This window comes from Flavobacterium lipolyticum (assembly GCF_020905335.1).
Classification (GTDB): Bacteria; Bacteroidota; Bacteroidia; order Flavobacteriales; family Flavobacteriaceae; genus Flavobacterium; species Flavobacterium lipolyticum.
In genome coordinates this window covers 525,190-544,061 of record NZ_JAJJMN010000002.1, presented here as the reverse complement: position 1 = coordinate 544,061, position 18,872 = coordinate 525,190, and the positions used below count along the sequence as shown (strand labels likewise).

The following is an 18,872-nucleotide window of genomic DNA, read 5'->3' as shown; positions in this document are numbered from 1 at the left end:
AATAATAAAAGAATATTTATCATCATCAAATCAAAGAACAAACAGCTTACTTTTCTTTTATTATTGAGCCTTATACTTTCAAAGCGGTACCGCAATCCAAAATCATTACTAATGAAACAAACTTTTTTAGTTTTACTTCTGATTACCTCTTATACCTTTTCCTTTTCTCAGGAAACAACTATTTCTGAAAAAATCAAATCTTTGGACAGCTTAAAAAATGGTACCCCAGAAATGATGTCAAAATACAATCTTAAAGGATTAAGTGTTGCCGTTTTTGAAAATTACAAAGTAATCTGGACGAATCAATGTGGTGTAAAAGCAGCGGATACAGGAGAAAAAATTGATTTGAATACTGCTTTTTCTACTGCCTCCATTTCAAAGCCTATCGTCGCTATTGTTTGTACAATTTTAGAGGAAAAAGGATTAATCGACCTTAATGCCCCTATCTCTCAGTATCTAAAATCATGGCAATTGCCTAAAAGCGACTTTACTCAAAAAACACCCGTTACCTGGAAACACCTTTTATCTCATACAGCCGGAACAAGTCAGGGCGGTTTCGAAGATTATTATCAGGGAGATTCCATTCCCTCAATTGTAGAAAGTCTGCAGGGTAAATTATTAACCCGATCTAAAAAGCCTATCGAATTTCTTTTCAAACCTGAAACCGAGTGGCAATATAGCGGTGGCGGTTATGTAGTTATTCAATGTGCTCTGGAAGATCATTTCAAAAAGCCATTGGCACAAATTGTCAAAGAACAGTTGCTTGATCCTTTGCATTTGCAGAATTCAACCATGATTCAGCCCAATGAAAATGGTTTTCTGACAAATACTGCTAAAGTACATAATAGTAATGGTAAAATAATCCGAACAGGAATTCCTATAACGCCACAAGTTGCACCTTCGGGATTGTGGTCTACTCCTACTGATCTGGCCTTAATTGCGATTGAATTGCAAAAAGCACTTGCGGGTAAAGGAAAAGTAATTTCTAAAGCTGTGGCTGAAAAGGTTACAAACCTGGTGACAATGAAAGGTCCAAGAGGATGGAGTTACGGATGGCAGCGCAGTCTTGGATACGGAAATCTAGACTGGTTCTCGCATGATGGCTCTAATACCGGAACCGGCGGAGAGTTACTTGCTACCATGAAGAATGGTAACGGAATTGTCGTTTTAGCCAATGGTGATAAACCTAACAGGCTTCCCGTAATGGCGTACATCGAAAAAGAAGTCATCACAAAACTAAACTGGGCAAAGTCTATAAAAACGAATTCAATCAAAATTCCATCAGAATTAAAAAATGCCATAAAAGGGTATTATACTGAATTTCTGTATGGATATGACGGAATGGGAACCTCTAAAATTGAGGAAGAAAATAGTAGTCTTTATCTTTACTCTCCATTTTTAAAAGAGAATTTTGATACTGAAAAAACTAAGATGCATTACTTAGGAAACAATACTTTTAAAATCGATAATTATCCCAACGAGATACATTTTAACTTACTCAACCATAAATTACAAGCCATAACGATCACACGTGCAGCTAGTACCACGCGATTTTTGCAGCTTAGCTTGGAACAAATCAGAACACCTCAGACTCAGTTAATTGAGATATTCAGTGAGAATACGTTTGAAACTGCTGTCAATCAATTTAAAAAATTAAGATTAAAATATCCTGATTACAATTTTGAAGACGATTTAAACAATTTTGGTTATAATTTATTTAATAAGAAACTAACGGATCTTTCGGTTCAGATTTTTGCTCTTAATTGTTCCGAATATCCGGCTTCTGCGAATGCTTTTGACAGCTTGGGTGAAATTTATGAAGCCATTGGACAATTAGTTCCTGCTAAAGAGAATTATTTAAAATCGTTGGAGTTAAATCCTAAAAACGAAAATGCTGTACAAATGCTTGTAAAAATCAATGCGCAGCTTAAATCTAAATAAAATAAAAGTAGAGGAACTTTTTAAAGCTTTAGTTTGAACACGAATTCCACGAATTTGCACAAATTCTAAAAGGCGAGCCAATGCTTAGTGACAATTCGTGCAATTCGTGTTATTCATTATACTTCATCCACAGAGCAAGCTATAATCTATGTTTTGATGATTGAAACGCTAAAATTTTAACACATAGAAACATAGATTTTAATTCTTAAAAGAGGATACAAAAGAAATAAATTTCTTTCACATAGTACTATGTGTTTTATTTATAGTGAAACGTCTTACCTTGTATTTTAACTATGTATCTATGTGTTAAAATAATATTTACACCAATTTTAGTCCGTTGATCTTGTTTGTGAAATGAATTACACAAACAAATTAGTGACAATTCGTGTTATTCATTATACTTCATCCACAGAGCAGCTTTTTAAAGTGCCTTTTTTGGCACTCTTCTTAAAAGGAAAATGGCAGTAACGAAGAAGATGGCCAAAATCACAATTGCGGCACGCGGACTTCCGGTGATCTGATCGATGATACCATAAACACACATTCCGATTACAATTCCGATTTTCTCCGCTACATCGTAAAAACTAAAGAAAGAGGCGGTGTCTTCTGTTTCCGGTAATAATTTTGAATAAGTCGAACGGGACAATGCCTGAATACCTCCCATCACAAATCCGGCAACGGTAGCCATCACATAAAAATGCATTGGTAATACTATAAAGTACGCCAAAGCACAAAATACAGCCCAAACACTATTGATCACAATCAAAGTTGGAATGTTTCCAAACTTAGCCGAAGCTCTTGAGGTTAAAACTGCTCCAACAACTGCTACTAACTGGATGATCAAAATACATTTTATTAATCCAATGGTACTATCTTCTTTGGTTGCCCACTCAATTTCCTGTGCTCCAAAATAAGTCGCCACAAGCATTACCGTTTGCACCGCCATACTTGAAACAAAAAATCCGCTTAAATATCTTCTTAGAGCAATGTTATCTTTTAGCAAAGCCCAAACTTTTTTTAACTCTTTAAAGCCATTAAAAACAACTGAAGTAGTTAATTTCTGACCACTCGCTTTACTTCCTTTTGGCAGATAATAGTAGGTATACTGGCTGAATAGAATCCACCAAACCCCAACCATTATAAACGAATAGCGCATGGCTTTCATTCTGGCTGTATCGTCTTCTGCCCCCATTATCATCACAAGATTGATAACTAACAAAATAACGCTTCCAATATACCCCATTGAGTACCCTTTGGCGCTAATTTTGTCCTGCTGCTCTTCAAAAGCAATATCCGGTAAATAGGAGTTGTAAAAAACCAAGCTGCCCCAATATCCCAGCAATCCTAAGAAATAAAAAGCCAATCCAACATAAATATTCTCGAGATCAAACCAATACAATCCCATGCAAGACAAGGCTCCCATATAACAAAAGAATTTCATGAATACTCTCTTGTTCCCCACATAGTCGGCAATTCCGGATAATAAAGGAGAGATAAAAGATACTACCAAAAAGGCTGCTGCGGTAATAAAACTAATTAAGGCCGAATTTTTAAGATGCATTCCAAATACATCAATATAATGATCTCGGTCAGTAAATAAAGCTTCGTAAAAAATAGGGAATACTGCCGATGCAATCGTTAGTGTATAAACCGAATTGGCCCAGTCGTAAAATGCCCAGGCATTCAATAATTTCTTATCTCCTTTTGGTAGGTTCTTCATAGTAATGGTTTTGTTAACAGGCTACGAATTTATTTCTTTTTTATTACAATCAAATCAATTTTCAGTAATTCATGTATTAATAAATTATCAGCATAAAAAAAGCTACCCTAAAAAGGATAGCTTTGCGTATTTTATCGTAAAAAATCTATTTAATGATTCCAACTTTAAGTGCTGTCGCTCTTGCTTCCGGTATTAAAGCTCTTATATTGGCAATCCTTGATGCATCTGAAGGGTGTGTACTCATAAACTCCGGTGTTCCCGATCCTCCGGATTTGGCTGACATTCTGCTCCAGAATGAAATAGCATCATCCGGATTGTAACCTGCAATGGCCATTAACGTTAGGCCAATTTTATCTGCCTCCGTTTCATTACTACGACTGAACGGCAACATTACTCCCACCTGAGTCCCCAAACCATAAGCCTGTGCAAATATTTCCTGTGTTTGCTGGGTTTTACCGCTTGTGGCTGCTCCTAAAGCGACGCTTCCTATTTGCTGTAACTGTGCGGCACTCATTCTTTGTGCGCCATGATTCGCTAAAGCGTGTGAAACCTCATGTCCCATAACGGTAGCTAAACCGGAATCGTTTTGTGTTATCGGTAAAATTCCCGAGTATACCACAATTTTTCCTCCAGGCATACACCACGCATTCACCTCTTTATTGTCTACAAGCTTGTACTCCCAACGATAATCTTTCAAATACTGCGATTGTCCTAAGTAGATCAGGTATTTTTCGGCTGCTGCCTTAATTCTTCCTCCTACCAATTCTACTTTTTTCGCATCTGCAGTTCCCGTAATTACCTTGTTTTCGGATATGAAAGTATTGTATTGCTGAAACGAAGATGGAAATAATTCACTGTTTGAAACAAAATTCAAACTTTGTTTTCCTGTGATGGGATTGGTCGCACAACCGGCCGCTAAAACAACGGCAAGTAAGCCTGATGCTAGATGTTTTCTCATGATAGTGGTATTATAACAACATACAAAAATACGATTATTAATTTTTCTACTTTTATATAATTACCAAAAAAAATATCAGGATTATACTATTCCCCAACAATATGAAGTTCGTTGAACTCTTTATCCACAATTAAAAAATGATTAAGTTCAAAACCTTCCTTGTCAAATGCGATTTTCTCATTATCGATTTCAATTTCTGTCACTTTAAAAGGCAGTCCGATTAAATTGATTTTATACTTACTGTACGGTGTATCATACTTTCCTTCTTTGTGCAACTGAATGATCAGTTCTTTTTCTTTTCCGATGGTTCTGAAAGATAAAAAGCTGTAACGTCCTTTTTTATAATCGTATCCGTCCTGTGCGTCTTCGTAAACGACTGACTTTTCTTTTCCGAGTTTAAAATACAGATCGAGTGTTAATTCATCAAATTCTAGTTCGCCAACATATTGCTGTACGGGATATTTCGGAATAACGGCGCCTGCTTTTACAAAAACCGGAATTTCATCAAATTTAGTATCAATCCAGACTTCCCTACCTCCTGTCGCAAACTCGTTGGTCCAGTAATTGTACCACTCTCCTCTTGGAATGTACATTCTTCTGCCGACAGCATTTGGTTCGAGTATCGGACATACTAAAATTTGATTCCCAAAGATGAATTCATCATTACGATAATGGGTTTGGGTATCTTCCTGATCGTAATATACTAAGGGTTTTAACATCGGAACTCCTTCTTCAATATACTGCCAGAACATGGTGTATAAATAAGGGAGTAACTGATAACGCAGGCTCACAAACTTACGGGTAATGTTTATGACCTCTTCATCAAATGCCCACGGTTCCTGATTGCCATGATCTCCGGAAGAATGCGTTCTGCAAAATGGGTGGAATACGCCTAACTGAATCCAGCGGGCGTACAATTCTCCGGTAGGCTGTTCGGCAAAACCTCCAATATCAGAACCTGTAAATCCCATTCCGGATATGCTCATTCTTTGTACCTGAATATTGGCAATCCATAAATGCTCCCAGGTAGCAACGTTGTCGCCTGTCCAGGAAGAAGTATAACGCTGTGCCCCGGAATAGGCTGATCTGGTGATCACGAAGGGGCGTTTAGGGTAGACAAAACGTTTTACCCCATGATAAGTGGCTCGAGCCATTTGTGTGCCATAAATATTATGTGCTTTTCTATGGCTGCATGGATTTCCGTCGTATACGTGACGTACATCTGTTGGAAATGTTTTGTTGGGAACTTCCATTACAGCGGGTTCGTTCATATCGTTCCAAACTCCTTTTACGCCAATATCTGAAATTAATTCTTTAAATAACCCCGCCCACCACTCTCTTACTACGGGGTTTGTATAATCGGGAAAATTACATTCGCCCGGCCAGACTTTCCCTTTCATATAAGGCCCATCGGCTCTTTTGCAGAAGTAATCTTTTTCTAAGGCTTCCTGATACACCCAATAGTCTTTGTCTATTTTAATTCCCGGATCAATGATCACAACTGTTTTGAAACCGTCTTCGGCCAATTCGGCTACCATTTTTTTAGGATCGGGAAAATAGTTTTTGTTCCAGGTAAAACATCGGAATCCTTCCATGTAATCGATATCGAGATAGATAGCATCACACGGAATTTTGAGTTCTCTGAATTTTGAAGTGATTTCTTTTACTTTGCTTTCGGGATAATAACTCCATTTGCATTGGTGGTATCCTAAAACCCAAAGCGGCGGCAGTTCCGGTTTTCCGGTCAAATCGGTATAAGTCGTTACTACATCCTGCATTTGCGGACCGTAGATGAAATAATAATTCATTTCTCCACCTTCTGCCCAAAAGCTGGTAACGTTTCTTCTTTCCTGACAAAAATCAAAGAAGGTTCTGAAGGTATTGTCAAAAAAGATTCCGTAAGATAATTTGTTGTGCAAACCAATATAAAACGGAACCACTTTGTATAACGGATCCTGTTCTTTTTGGTAAGCATATTGATCGGTGGCAAAATTCTCAAGTCTTTTGCCTTTTAGATTCATTTGTGTTGCTTTGTCTCCTAAACCATAAAAACACTCCCCGTCTTTAGAGGATTTACTCATTTTTACGATATTTCCCCCGTATTCGTAACTTTCTTCCCAATGAAAACCAAGTTCATCTTCCAGAATAAGAAAATCGTTTAAATCGTAAATAGCGAGACGCAAATCTCTTTTTTGAATTTTACATTTTACTTTACTGGTTCTGATTTGGAAATAAGCTTCTTCTTCTGTGAGCTCTAAAAAGTTGTAACCGTGAAGCTGTGTTTTATCGACGGCATACGAAAAATCATTACTAAAATACCCTTTTGTGGTAAAACGAAAGCGAATCAAACTGTCTCTAAGAATAGTGACTTTTAAGATTACTTTATTGTCAGTATGAAAAAAAACAGAATCTCCTTCATGTTGATGCGAGATAATTTTTGATGGATATAAATCGCCCTTGTATTCTAATGCTGTATTTGTAATCATGTCGATTTCTGTATTAATTATATAACGCTAGTCTCCCTTTCAAACATACAAAAAAACATTATAAACCTCTATAAATAAAAGGATTATTCACGAAAACGTTTTTTCTGAATGAGTGTTAAATATCTTCTTAAAAATTCAACAAATCGATAATCTAAGAACGTGAAACTGATAAAATAATATATTGACTGTTCGCTAAGCGGACAAATAACTCAATAATACGAATGGATGAGACGCATTTGATGGATTTTCATTGACATCAATATAAATTACTTTCTATTGCCACGAATTGCACAAACTAAAACCAATTTATCTGCCACAGATTGAAAGAATTAAAATGATTTTACCAAAATCTGCCTGATCCTTATCAACTATTTTATAGGACTATCCGCTAAACGAACTAATAAGTCAACTATACAACTATACAATACTGACTTTAAACAATCTAAATGTAAAATCCGTGCTTATCAGTCTAAATTGGTGTCATCCGTGTGTCCTTTATACAAATGAATACACGGTGATACTCAAAGGCGGTAAATTTAAAGCTACGGAATAATCTCTCCCATCATAAGGCGATGACTCTATTGTTAATGACTGAGGATTTCCTACACCGCTTCCTCCATAAATAACAGCATCACTATTAAAAATTTCCTGCAGTTTACCTTTTTCTGAAATTCCTATTCTGTAATTTTCACGGACTACCTGTGTAAAATTGCCAACGATAATCAGATTCTCTTTCGGATTGTTTCCTTTTCGAATGTACGATAAAACCGCATTCTGATGGTCCGAATAATTGATCCACTCAAAACCTTCTCCCGAAAATTGTTTTTCATACAATGCAGGACGAGTTTTGTATAATTGATTCAAATCTGTAATTACTTTTTTAATTCCGGAATGGTAGTCGTATTGCAGTAAATGCCAATCCAGACTTTTTTCAAAATTCCATTCATCACTTTGCCCGAATTCAGATCCCATAAACAATAACTTAGCTCCCGGATGTGTAAACATATAACCGTACAGCAATCTTAAATTGGCAAATTTTTGCCATTCATCGCCTGGCATTTTATTGGCGATCGATTTTTTTCCATGCACTACTTCGTCATGCGAAAACGGCAACATAAAATTCTCGGTAAAAGCATAAGTCATCGAAAAAGTCAGCTCGTTCTGATGGTATTTTCGGTAAACGGTTTCTTTTTGAAAGTACTTTAAAGTATCGTGCATCCAGCCCATCATCCATTTCATCCCGAAGCCCAAACCTCCTGTAAACGTTGGTCTGGAAACCATAGGAAACGACGTGCTTTCTTCTGCAATAGTTTGAACTCCATCAAAATTAGCATAGATTACTTCATTGAATTCTTTAAGAAAACTTATCGTATCCAAATTTTCTCTTCCTCCATAAATATTCGGTTCCCACTCCCCTTCATTTCTAGAATAATCGAGATACAACATAGACGCCACGGCATCCACACGCAAACCATCGGCATGGTAATGCTTCAACCAGAAAACGGCATTGCTGATGAGGAAAGCGCGAACTTCATTGCGTCCATAATTAAAAACCAAGCTTTTCCAATCCGGATGATACCCTTTTCGACGATCCGGATGTTCGTATAAATGCGATCCGTCAAAAAAGCCTAAACCATGTGCATCATCAGGAAAATGCGACGGCACCCAGTCTAGAATAACGCCAATACCGGCCTGGTGTAATTTATCTACCAAAACCATAAAATCCTGCGGTTTCCCGAAACGCGAAGTCGGTGCAAAATATCCCGTGAGCTGATATCCCCATGAAGGATCGTAAGGATATTCCATAACTGGCATAAATTCTACATGCGTAAACCCCGTTTCTTTTACATACGCAACCAAATCATCTGCCAGTTCTAAATAGGTTAGAAAGCGATTATGTTCGCCACGTTTCCAGGATCCCAAATGCACTTCATAAACCGAGTGAGGTTTATCTAACGCATTATTCTCCTGACGTGATTGCATCCATTTTTCGTCCTTCCAGTTATAATCCAAATCCCAAACCACAGAAGCGGTATGAGGTGGTTTTTCGCAATATAAAGCAAATGGGTCTGCTTTTTCGGTAACAATTCCGTCAATATTCGATTGAATTTTATATTTGTACAAAGTTCCTTTTGAAACCTCCGGAATAAATCCTTCCCAAATTCCTGAAGAATCCCAACGCACCTGTAAAGCATGTTCGCCCTGTGTCCAATAATTAAAATCACCCACCACAGAAACCGATTGCGCTGTTGGGGCCCACACGGCAAAATACACTCCTTTTACCCCATTAACCTCAATTAAATGCGCTCCTAATTTTTCGTACAACTGATAGTGTTTTCCTGCTTTGAATAAATTAATATCAAATTCGGTAAAGAGAGAATGCGTAATTACTTTAGACATATTTGGTTTTTAAGGCAATAATTAATTGTAAGCATTTTATTCAATTCTAAAATTATCAGAGAGAACAGCTCCTTTTTTAATCACAACAATACCATCTTTGATACTGTACAACTCATTCGTAAAATTATCCAAATGTTTTCCACCGCTAATGTGAACGTTATTTCCAATTCTGACATTCTTATCAATCAGAGCATTTTGTATGAAACAGTTTTCACCAATACCAACATGAATTTTATGGATTGCGGCTTCACGATTTAGTTCGTCCAGATCCTGATAAAAATCGTTCCCCATCACATAACAATTCTCTAATACAGTTCCCTCTCCAATTCTGGAACGGATTCCAATGACTGAACTTTTAATTTCCTTTGCATTAATGATACATCCTTCCGAAATCAGCGATTGATTGATGGTAGAATTTCTAAATTTAGACGGTGGTAATAATCGGGGTCTTGTAAAAATTTTGTTGTCATTATCAAACAAATTAAATTCAGGAATATCGGTTGTTAAGCCAATATTAGCTTCAAAGAAAGATTCAATATTCCCAATATCCGTCCAATACCCTTCGTATTGGTAACTCAGAATTTTATGTTTGCCTACAGCCTGCGGAATGATTTCTTTTCCAAAATCTTTTGTTTCCGGATCAGCCATCAGTTCTACGAGTAATTCACGGTTGAAAATATAGATTCCCATAGAAGCCAGATAATTTTTTCCCTTCTCCTTCATGTGTTCACTTACATCAGATTCCCATTCGGGTAACAATGAAGCATGGGGTTTTTCTATAAAAGCTTCGATAAAACTCTCATGATTGGTTTTAAGAATTCCAAACTCAGGTGCGTCTTTAGCATTCACCGGTAATGTCGCAATCGAAATCGCAGCATCAGCAGCAATGTGAGCCTCGAGCATTTCATTAAAATCCATCTGATACAATTGATCTCCGGATAAAATTAAGGCATAATCAAATTCGTGTTTTAAAAAATGTGACATACATTGCCTAACGGCATCAGCTGTTCCCTGAAACCAGGTTGGATTATCTGGGGTTTGTTCTGCTGCCAGAATATCTACAAACGACTGGCTAAAGATGCTAAAATTAAAAGTGTTTTTAATATGTGCGTTTAGAGAAGCCGAATTGAACTGTGTCAGGACAAATATTTTAAAAATATCAGAATTAATACAATTGGAAATAGGAATATCCACCAATCGGTATTTTCCACCAATTGGAACTGCGGGCTTAGATCGGGTTTCGGTTAATGGGAACAAGCGTGATCCTTGTCCTCCTCCTAAAATAATGGCAACTACATTCTTCTTCTTAAATTTCATTTTTCTCAATTATTAGGTTGTATATCTCGATGTATTCTTGGCATGCACGCTCCCAGGAATGATCTGTCCCCATTCCTTTCGCTCTAATATTTTTAAAACTAATTTTATCCCCGTATAATTTTACAGCACGATTGATCGAATAACAAATATCCCCTACCGAAGCCTGGTCATGGCACACCCCATTACCATCGTCGCCAAAATCTATTACCGTATCTCTCAAACCTCCGGTTCTTCTCACAATCGGAACCGTTCCATAGCGCAACGCATACATTTGATTTAAGCCACAAGGTTCAACTCTCGAAGGCATTAAAATAAAATCTGCTCCTGCGTAAATCAAATGTGCTAATGCCTCATTATACCCAATAAAAACGTTGTAATTCCCTTTATAATCATTTCGCAATTGAACCAATTGTTCTTCAATCAACGAATTTCCTGATCCAAGAATCAGTATACTAATATTTTCAAAATTTTCAGATAATGCCAGTGCCAAAGCCTGTGGAAGCAAATCCCCACCTTTCTCCTCAAACAGACGTCCAATAAAACTGAATAATGGTTTTGCAGGATCGAGTTCAAACTCCTCACACAATTTTTCTTTGTTCTGCTGTTTTCCGATCTCAAAAGTATCTATCGAATAATTACTCTCTATCATTTGATCTTTGACAGGATCCCAAACTTCAAAATCAATCCCGTTTAAAATCCCCTTTGATTTGTGCCGAACAGCTTTAAAAAGGGCTTCTAAACCATTTGCTGCATTATTAATTTCATCGAGATAACTTGGAGAAACCGTAGTCACAGCATGGGCACACTTGATTCCTACTGCTAATGAGTTAATCGAATGGTCCCACTCTAAGAAACCAACATGTTTCAAATCAAACTCAGGCAAATAAAACAGCTTATCAAAACCAAACCAACCCTGATAAAGACCATTGTGTATCGTAATTACTGATCTTACATTGCTAAGGCTTTCATATTTGTATGCATATTGAACTAAAAACGGAATCAATCCGGTGTGATGATCGTGGCAATTTAAAACATCCGGAACTTTATTCCGTGCTGTAATCCAGTCTAAAGCCGCAATCTGAAAGGATACAAATCTTTCAATATCATCTTCATATCCGTAAACATTTGGGCGATCGAACAATTCTTTAATTTCAATCAGATACAACTCATATCCCAGTTTATCTGTTGTTTCTTTCAAAACACTAAACGGAAAATTAAAATTCCCCAGCTTCACAGTTCCCCAATGAACACATTCAAAATCGTTTTCTTTTCTGAATTTTGTATCGTAACAAGGGACCACAACACGAACGTCGTGACCAGCTTTAGTCTGATACTTAGGCAATGCGCCAACCACATCGGCCAACCCCCCCACCTTTGCCATTGGATAACACTCTGCACTGATGTGAAATATTTCCATTCTTAAAATTTATATGCGTACTAAATACTATTTTCTCAATTCTTTTTTTCAGTAAACATCTATTAATGTGTTACTTTTATCTTTTTTTAAATTTAGGAAAAAATAAACAGAATTCAGCCCTCAGAAAAAAATTATTGATATGTCAAAAAAGGAAAATAATCCTACTAAATCTCTAAAAATTCCCAAGTTTATTATTGCATCCGCTAAAATTTGTGCCTTTTTTTCGACAAAACTGGTTACCACTTATGCCGCAAAACTTTTCACAACTCCTGTAAAACATAAAGTTCCAAAACGCGAATTCGATATGGAGCAAAAAAGTATTCAAAAAACCATTTATGTTCCCGTAATTAATAAAAGCGTGGTTACGTACGAATATGGGAAAAGTGATCGCAAAATTTTACTGGTGCACGGTTGGGCCGGAAGAGGAACCCAATTATTCAAAATAGCCGATGAACTTTTAAAAAATGGCTTTTCAACGGTAAGTTTTGATGCTCCAGCACATGGAAAATCCGAAGGAAAAAGTACGATCATGTCTGAATTTATTGCTTCAATTTTAGAAATTGAAAAACAATTTGGTCCTTTTGAATTTGCTATCGGCCATTCCTTAGGCGGAATGTCGGTTCTAAACGCGATTAAAGACGGATTAAAGGTAAAAAAGGCAATAGTAATTGGCAGTGGTGATATAGTACAGGATATATTGGATGATTTTGTAGCCAAGCTAGAGCTAAAACCAGAAATAAGCGAACGTTTGCGCGACCATTTTGAAAAGAAGTATCAGGTAAAAATGGATGATTTTTCGGCTTACAAAGCAGCTCAGAAAGTTAAACTACCAGTCCTCGTAATTCATGATCATGATGATCCTGAAGTTTCGGTGAAAGCAGGAATCCATATTCATAAACAACTGGAAAATGGGACTTTATATCTAACAGAAGGTTTGGGACACCGAAAAATTCTTGGCAATCAAAATGTCATTAAAAAAATACTCGATTTCATCAAAACCCCTTAATTTTGTGATAGTTATACTTTCTATTGTTCAATTCTAAAGAAATTAAAAATGGACTTATTTGGAGAAACAACAAATTGGGAAACAAAACTGGAACCCATCCTAAGTAAATATAAAGGAAGAAAACATCCTTTAGACTATCAAAATACTTATCAATTGCTAGTAATGGTTGTTCTATCTGCTCAGGATTCTGATGCCAACATCAATAAAATTGCACCAGCACTATTTGAAAAATATCCCACACTAAAAAGTCTGTCTCAAACCGATGCAGAAGCTTTCCTTCCTTACATAAGCAAAGTCCGTAATTATCCCACAAAAGCACAATGGCTTTTGGAAATTGCAAAAACGGTTCAAAATGATGAAAACATTCCATTAACCATGAAAGAATTAACCGCTTTAAAAGGTATTGGAAGAAAATCAGCCAATGTAATTTTACGAGAAACTCATCAACCGGCAGAAGGAATTATTGCCGATTTACACGTCATACGCGTAGCACCAAGAATTGGTATTATCAAAGAGAGTAAAGACGGAATTAAAACAGAAAAAGACCTAATGCAGGTTTTACCCAAAACCATTTGGTCTGAAATTGGGATGGCAATTTCTTTTTTAGGAAGAGAAACCTGCAGACCCAAACCCAAATGCGATGAGTGCACATTGGCAGACTCCTGTTATTACTTTGCAACTGAAATTGCATAAAAGCATTATTTTCTTCTGGTATCGATCAGATAGATGATTTTCCAGTTGTCTTTTTCTTTAAACAAAGTAAAAGTGTTTACTCCCGAGTGACTCAGTTTATCGTTCACATAAAACTGATAGGGTGCCCAAACATGTGCTATTGTTCCGTCAATTTGAATATTGTAGCTTAAAATCTTTTCAGAAAATTCAATATTAGATGGGATGGTAGCAATTGACTTATAGAATTTACCCGAATTTTCCTCTGTAAGTTTGTTTCCTTTAACCAAACTCTCACTAATAGATTGCAGGACTATTTTATCCGCACAAACAGATTTCATTCTTACGGTATCTCTTTGGTGAAAACCCTCAAAAAAAGTTTCAATACTCTTTTGGACTTCCTGCTGCTGTGCGTTTACAGCTAATCCCAAAAATAACGAACTGATAATACAGAACATTCTCATAAGCAAAGCATAAAATTAAACCCCAAATTGACTCAGATGATGCTCCAGATGTTTAGCAAACATATTACTCCATTCTGTCGCAGTTAATCTACCAAAAGAATGCGATTCTTTACCGTCGAAATCTTTTTCACCCAGCAATTGCGTTTTATTAATGTAAGCAATCAATCTATCTCTTTCAAGATCGAAATCACGACTGCCGTTTATGATAAATTGAGATGCAGTGGGATTATTATGTTTATACGGTGTCTCGCTTACCACCTTATTTTTAACCAATGTCTTTAAAATAAACCTCAAAAAGAAACCCGGCTTGGGATGAATATCCTCGTAAACCATCTCATAGGAAACATTACAGTGTGCCAGCATTTGAGCTACATCCATTTTTCCCCACAGCCCTTTCGAATCCGGTTGAAGCGAATTAATACGTTTTACAAACTCATCACAATCTCCTTTATAAAAGACATTTTTCATCGTATTCCGATTTTTAGATCAATTAAACACTAAAGTAAAAATATGATTTTTATCTGAAATTACAATCTCTGATTTTAAACCGTCGAAAAAAAAATTACTCACAGATTTTTAAATTAATTTCTACTGAGCAAAAATATAGTAAAGATAGTTATGGCGTTCCCCTACGGGTCGGGCTGTCCGCTAAATCTTTTGCGATAGAAGTTTCAGTTTTTTTTTTAGAAGTATGGGTATCGCAAAAGGATATCACTTCCATCCCTAACGCAGTCAACGATAAAAAGAATATTTAAAGAAAAAAAGGACCATAAATCATCTATGAGCTAATTTCTAACCGCAAAGAGCGCGAAGGTTTACGCAAAGCACGCAAGAAAAAAGGGCTGAAAGCCCGAAAAGCAGGAGCATGGCGCAAAGCACCATGAAATAAATAAAAATAATGTCATTTTCGCCCTGAAAGGGCAAAAGCAATTTTCATTTCTGCAAATCAAAAAAAATGCGTTCCAATTCGCGTTTTCGCCTGGCGAATCCGTATCGTTCGCGTACTATTTTTTTTAACCGCAAAGAGCGCGAAGGTTTACGCAAAGCATGCAAGAAAAAAGGGCTGAAAGCCCGAAAAGCAAAGAGCATGGTGCAAAGCACCATGAAATAAATAAAAATAATGTCATTTTCGCCCTGAAAGAGCAAAAGCAATTTGAATCCAATAAAAAATCCGTTTCAATCCGCGTTTTCGCCTGGCGAATCCGTTTCATCCGTGTGTTATTTTTTTTAACCGCAAAGATTTAAAAAACGTTATAAAACAAAAAACCCTATCCGATTTGGATAGGGTTCTTAAAAGAAAGGCGACGACATACTCTCCCACATAACTGCAGTACCATCTGCGCAGGCGGGCTTAACTTCTCTGTTCGGGATGGGAAGAGGTGAGCCCCGCCGCAATAACCACCTTAAGGTTGTTAGTTGCTTGGGCAACTTTTTAATTATTAATTATCAATTATAAATTGTTAATTATAAATTAAAACAATATTTTAACATACTGAGATAAAGAAACAAATAAGACTTCACTCAGCTCTGAGCTAGAGTCGAAGAGAGAAAGTTTCCTCCCGTCCCGTTTTTCAACGGGACGGGAAAAGGGTGTACATAAGCTTACGGATTATTAGTACTACTCGACTATGACATTACTGCCTTTACATCTATAGCCTATCAACGTGGTCATCTTCCACGATCCTTAAAAGAAATCTCATCTTGTGGTGGGTTTCGCGCTTATATGCTTTCAGCGCTTATCCCTTCCAAACGTAGCTACTCTGCGGTGCCCCTGGCGGGACAACAGATACACTAGAGGTTTGTCCAATTCGGTCCTCTCGTACTAGAATCAGATCCACTCAAATTTCTAACGCCCACAGTAGATAGAGACCGAACTGTCTCACGACGTTCTGAACCCAGCTCGCGTGCCACTTTAATGGGCGAACAGCCCAACCCTTGGGACCTTCTCCAGCCCCAGGATGTGACGAGCCGACATCGAGGTGCCAAACCCCCCCGTCGATATGAGCTCTTGGGGGAGATCAGCCTGTTATCCCCGGCGTACCTTTTATCCTTTGAGCGATGGCCCTTCCATGCGGAACCACCGGATCACTATGCTCTACTTTCGTACCTGATCGACCTGTATGTCTCTCAGTCAAGCTCCCTTATGCCATTGCACTCTACGCACGGTTACCAAGCGTACTGAGGGAACCTTTAGAAGCCTCCGTTACTCTTTTGGAGGCGACCACCCCAGTCAAACTACCCACCAAGCACTGTCCTCTTCATCGAAGAGTTAGGCCTCAGATAAACAAAGGGTTGTATTTCAACAATGACTCCACAACGCCTGGCGACGCCACTTCACAGTCTCCAACCTATCCTACACATCATTTATCCAAGGTCAATACTAAGCTATAGTAAAGGTGCACAGGGTCTTTTCGTCCCACTGCGGGTAAACGGCATCTTCACCGTTACTACAATTTCACCGAGCTCATGGCTGAGACAGTGTCCAGATCGTTACACCATTCGTGCAGGTCGGAACTTACCCGACAAGGAATTTCGCTACCTTAGGACCGTTATAGTTACGGCCGCCGTTTACTGGGGCTTCAATTCAATGCTTCTCCGAAGATAACATCTCCTCTTAACCTTCCAGCACCGGGCAGGTGTCAGGCCCTATACTTCATCTTACGATTTTGCAGAGCCCTGTGTTTTTGATAAACAGTCGCCTGGACCTCTTCACTGCGGCCCCGATTACTCGGGGCGACCCTTCTCCCGAAGTTACGGGTCTATTTTGCCTAATTCCTTAGCCATGAATCTCTCGAGCACCTTAGGATTCTCTCCTCAACTACCTGTGTCGGTTTACGGTACTGGTACTAATTACCTGAAGTTTAGAGGTTTTTCTTGGAAGCCCTTAGGCGCACTATCTCTTTGTCCGAAGACTCCGAGTACTATCGTATTTCACCATTCTCTACGGATTTGCCTATAGAGAATATAGCTAGGTACTTCAACGAACTATTCCGTCAGTTCGCGGCGCTTTCATCACTCCGTCACCCCATCACAGTAATTAGTAGTACGGGAATATTAACCCGTTGGCCATCGACTGTCCCTTTCGGGTTCGCCTTAGGACCAGACTAACCCACAGCTGATTAGCATAGCTGTGGAAACCTTAGTTTTTCGGTGTGCGGGTTTCTCGCCCGCATTATCGTTACTTATGCCTACATTTTCTTTTCTAACCAGTCCAGCATACCTTACGATACACCTTCAACCCTGTTAGAATGCTCCCCTACCACTTTGTATTACTACAAAATCCATAGCTTCGGTAATATGCTTATGCCCGATTATTATCCATGCTCGTCCGCTCGACTAGTGAGCTGTTACGCACTCTTTAAATGAATGGCTGCTTCCAAGCCAACATCCTAGCTGTCTGGGCAGACAAACCTCGTTCTTTCAACTTAGCATATATTTGGGGACCTTAGCTGATGGTCTGGGTTCTTTCCCTCTCGGACTTGGACCTTAGCACCCAAGCCCTCACTGTTATCAATCATTATATAGCATTCGGAGTTTGTCAGGAATTGGTAGGCGGTGAAGCCCCCGCATCCAATCAGTAGCTCTACCTCTATATAACTAAAATAACGCTGCACCTAAATGCATTTCGGGGAGTACGAGCTATTTCCGAGTTTGATTGGCCTTTCACCCCTACCCACAGGTCATCCGAAGACTTTTCAACGTCAACCGGTTCGGACCTCCACACTGTGTTACCAGCGCTTCATCCTGCCCATGGGTAGATCACACGGTTTCGCGTCTAACACTACTGACTAAAGCGCCCTATTCAGACTCGCTTTCGCTACGGATCCGTGACTTAATCACTTAACCTTGCCAGCAACGTTAACTCGTAGGCTCATTATGCAAAAGGCACGCCGTCACCCCACTAAAGGGCTCCGACCGCTTGTAAGCGTATGGTTTCAGGATCTATTTCACTCCGTTATTCACGGTTCTTTTCACCTTTCCCTCACGGTACTGGTTCACTATCGGTCTCTCAGGAGTATTTAGCCTTAGCGGATGGTCCCGCCAAATTCAGACAGGGTTTCACGTGCCCCGCCCTACTCAGGATACCACTATCTATTATACTTGTTACCCATACGAGGCTATCACTCTCTATGGCTCGACTTTCCAGTCGATTCTGGTTCCTTGTACATAAAATGTCGTGGTCCTACAACCCCAACAATGCCGTAACATCATTGGTTTGGGCTAATCCGCGTTCGCTCGCCACTACTTACGGAATCACTTTTGTTTTCTTCTCCTCCGCCTACTTAGATGTTTCAGTTCAGCGGGTTTGCCCACCTATCGGTGTACTATGTCTTCAACATAGTGGGTTGCCCCATTCGGATATCTACGGATCAATCGATGTGTGCTCGTCCCCGTAGCTTTTCGCAGCTTATCACGTCCTTCTTCGCCTCTGAGAGCCTAGGCATCCCCCATACGCCCTTATTTTGCTTATTGTACCAATCTTGCTATAAAACA

Annotated in this window: 12 protein-coding genes and 2 rRNA genes; 4 read left to right on the top strand and 10 right to left on the bottom strand. The window is 38.5% G+C overall.

Going from position 1 to position 18,872, the window contains the following annotated elements; translation table 11 throughout:
- Positions 1 to 111 precede the first annotated feature (111 nt).
- Entirely contained in the window at positions 112 to 1,941 is a 1,830-nt protein-coding gene (locus LNQ34_RS18930) for a serine hydrolase domain-containing protein (protein WP_202701973.1), read from the top strand.
- A 421-nt stretch (positions 1,942 to 2,362) separates the two neighbouring features.
- Here LNQ34_RS18930 and LNQ34_RS18925 read toward each other — a convergent pair whose 3' ends face one another.
- The 6 genes from LNQ34_RS18925 to LNQ34_RS18900 form a co-directional block, all read right to left on the bottom strand.
- Complete coding sequence (locus LNQ34_RS18925; RefSeq protein WP_230000864.1) at positions 2,363 to 3,661, bottom strand: MFS transporter; 1,299 nt, start codon at positions 3,659 to 3,661, stop codon at positions 2,363 to 2,365.
- Positions 3,662 to 3,806: 145 nt separating this feature from the next.
- Complete coding sequence (locus LNQ34_RS18920; RefSeq protein WP_202701971.1) at positions 3,807 to 4,619, bottom strand: M48 family metallopeptidase; 813 nt, start codon at positions 4,617 to 4,619, stop codon at positions 3,807 to 3,809.
- A gap of 86 nt (positions 4,620 to 4,705) precedes the next feature.
- Positions 4,706 to 7,105: a glycoside hydrolase family 31 protein gene (locus LNQ34_RS18915; RefSeq protein WP_230000863.1), complete on the bottom strand. Its 2,400-nt coding sequence runs from the start codon at positions 7,103 to 7,105 to the stop codon at positions 4,706 to 4,708.
- A gap of 495 nt (positions 7,106 to 7,600) precedes the next feature.
- The gene (glgB, locus tag LNQ34_RS18910; protein ID WP_230000862.1) at positions 7,601 to 9,505 is read right to left on the bottom strand and encodes a 1,4-alpha-glucan branching protein GlgB; all 1,905 of its coding nucleotides are present in this window, start codon (positions 9,503 to 9,505) and stop codon (positions 7,601 to 7,603) included.
- 36 nt (positions 9,506 to 9,541) lie between these two features.
- Positions 9,542 to 10,822 (bottom strand): glucose-1-phosphate adenylyltransferase, encoded by a 1,281-nt coding sequence (locus LNQ34_RS18905; RefSeq protein WP_230000861.1) that lies wholly within the window; start codon positions 10,820 to 10,822, stop codon positions 9,542 to 9,544.
- Positions 10,812 to 12,239 carry a glycogen synthase gene (locus LNQ34_RS18900; RefSeq protein ID WP_230000860.1) on the bottom strand — a complete coding sequence of 476 codons (1,428 nt, stop codon included), beginning with the start codon at positions 12,237 to 12,239 and terminating at the stop codon, positions 10,812 to 10,814. The genes LNQ34_RS18905 and LNQ34_RS18900 overlap by 11 nt, the downstream gene beginning before the upstream one ends.
- A gap of 139 nt (positions 12,240 to 12,378) precedes the next feature.
- Between LNQ34_RS18900 and LNQ34_RS18895 the strand changes: the two genes are divergently transcribed.
- Together LNQ34_RS18895 and LNQ34_RS18890 are read left to right on the top strand one after the other, a co-directional pair.
- Positions 12,379 to 13,245, top strand: a complete 867-nt coding sequence (locus LNQ34_RS18895) for an alpha/beta hydrolase (protein ID WP_230000859.1) — start codon at positions 12,379 to 12,381, stop codon at positions 13,243 to 13,245.
- Between the two features lie 48 nt (positions 13,246 to 13,293).
- Complete coding sequence (locus LNQ34_RS18890; protein WP_230000858.1) at positions 13,294 to 13,938, top strand: endonuclease III domain-containing protein; 645 nt, start codon at positions 13,294 to 13,296, stop codon at positions 13,936 to 13,938.
- Positions 13,939 to 13,943: 5 nt separating this feature from the next.
- Here the strand turns inward: LNQ34_RS18890 and LNQ34_RS18885 are convergent, their stop codons facing one another.
- Both LNQ34_RS18885 and LNQ34_RS18880 read right to left on the bottom strand, forming a co-directional pair.
- On the bottom strand, positions 13,944 to 14,378 hold the full coding sequence (locus LNQ34_RS18885; protein WP_202701964.1) for a Cif family virulence factor: 435 nt from the start codon (positions 14,376 to 14,378) through the stop codon (positions 13,944 to 13,946).
- Positions 14,379 to 14,393: 15 nt separating this feature from the next.
- On the bottom strand, positions 14,394 to 14,846 hold the full coding sequence (locus tag LNQ34_RS18880) for a DUF1569 domain-containing protein (protein ID WP_202701963.1): 453 nt from the start codon (positions 14,844 to 14,846) through the stop codon (positions 14,394 to 14,396).
- Between the two features lie 579 nt (positions 14,847 to 15,425).
- Here LNQ34_RS18880 and LNQ34_RS18875 point away from each other — a divergent pair.
- The gene (locus LNQ34_RS18875; protein ID WP_230000857.1) at positions 15,426 to 15,623 is read left to right on the top strand and encodes a hypothetical protein; all 198 of its coding nucleotides are present in this window, start codon (positions 15,426 to 15,428) and stop codon (positions 15,621 to 15,623) included.
- A 51-nt stretch (positions 15,624 to 15,674) separates the two neighbouring features.
- Here LNQ34_RS18875 and rrf read toward each other — a convergent pair.
- Together rrf and LNQ34_RS18865 are read right to left on the bottom strand one after the other, a co-directional pair.
- Positions 15,675 to 15,784, bottom strand: a 5S ribosomal RNA gene (gene rrf, locus LNQ34_RS18870).
- Positions 15,785 to 15,970: 186 nt separating this feature from the next.
- Positions 15,971 to 18,851, bottom strand: a 23S ribosomal RNA gene (locus LNQ34_RS18865).
- Positions 18,852 to 18,872: the final 21 nt, after the last annotated feature.

Bases quoted from the DNA above. Each gene is read 5' to 3' on its own strand.
- glgB (WP_230000862.1), bottom strand. From the start codon at position 9,505: ATGTCTAAAGTAATTACGCATTCTCTCTTTACCGAATTTGATATTAAT.
- LNQ34_RS18880 (WP_202701963.1), bottom strand. From the start codon at position 14,846: ATGAAAAATGTCTTTTATAAAGGAGATTGTGATGAGTTTGTAAAACGT.
- LNQ34_RS18885 (WP_202701964.1), bottom strand. From the start codon at position 14,378: ATGAGAATGTTCTGTATTATCAGTTCGTTATTTTTGGGATTAGCTGTA.
- LNQ34_RS18900 (WP_230000860.1), bottom strand. From the start codon at position 12,239: ATGGAAATATTTCACATCAGTGCAGAGTGTTATCCAATGGCAAAGGTG.
- LNQ34_RS18890 (WP_230000858.1), top strand. From the start codon at position 13,294: ATGGACTTATTTGGAGAAACAACAAATTGGGAAACAAAACTGGAACCC.
- LNQ34_RS18925 (WP_230000864.1), bottom strand. From the start codon at position 3,661: ATGAAGAACCTACCAAAAGGAGATAAGAAATTATTGAATGCCTGGGCA.
- LNQ34_RS18905 (WP_230000861.1), bottom strand. From the start codon at position 10,822: ATGAAATTTAAGAAGAAGAATGTAGTTGCCATTATTTTAGGAGGAGGA.
- LNQ34_RS18930 (WP_202701973.1), top strand. From the start codon at position 112: ATGAAACAAACTTTTTTAGTTTTACTTCTGATTACCTCTTATACCTTT.
- LNQ34_RS18920 (WP_202701971.1), bottom strand. From the start codon at position 4,619: ATGAGAAAACATCTAGCATCAGGCTTACTTGCCGTTGTTTTAGCGGCC.
- LNQ34_RS18915 (WP_230000863.1), bottom strand. From the start codon at position 7,105: ATGATTACAAATACAGCATTAGAATACAAGGGCGATTTATATCCATCA.
- LNQ34_RS18875 (WP_230000857.1), top strand. From the start codon at position 15,426: ATGCAAGAAAAAAGGGCTGAAAGCCCGAAAAGCAAAGAGCATGGTGCA.
- LNQ34_RS18895 (WP_230000859.1), top strand. From the start codon at position 12,379: ATGTCAAAAAAGGAAAATAATCCTACTAAATCTCTAAAAATTCCCAAG.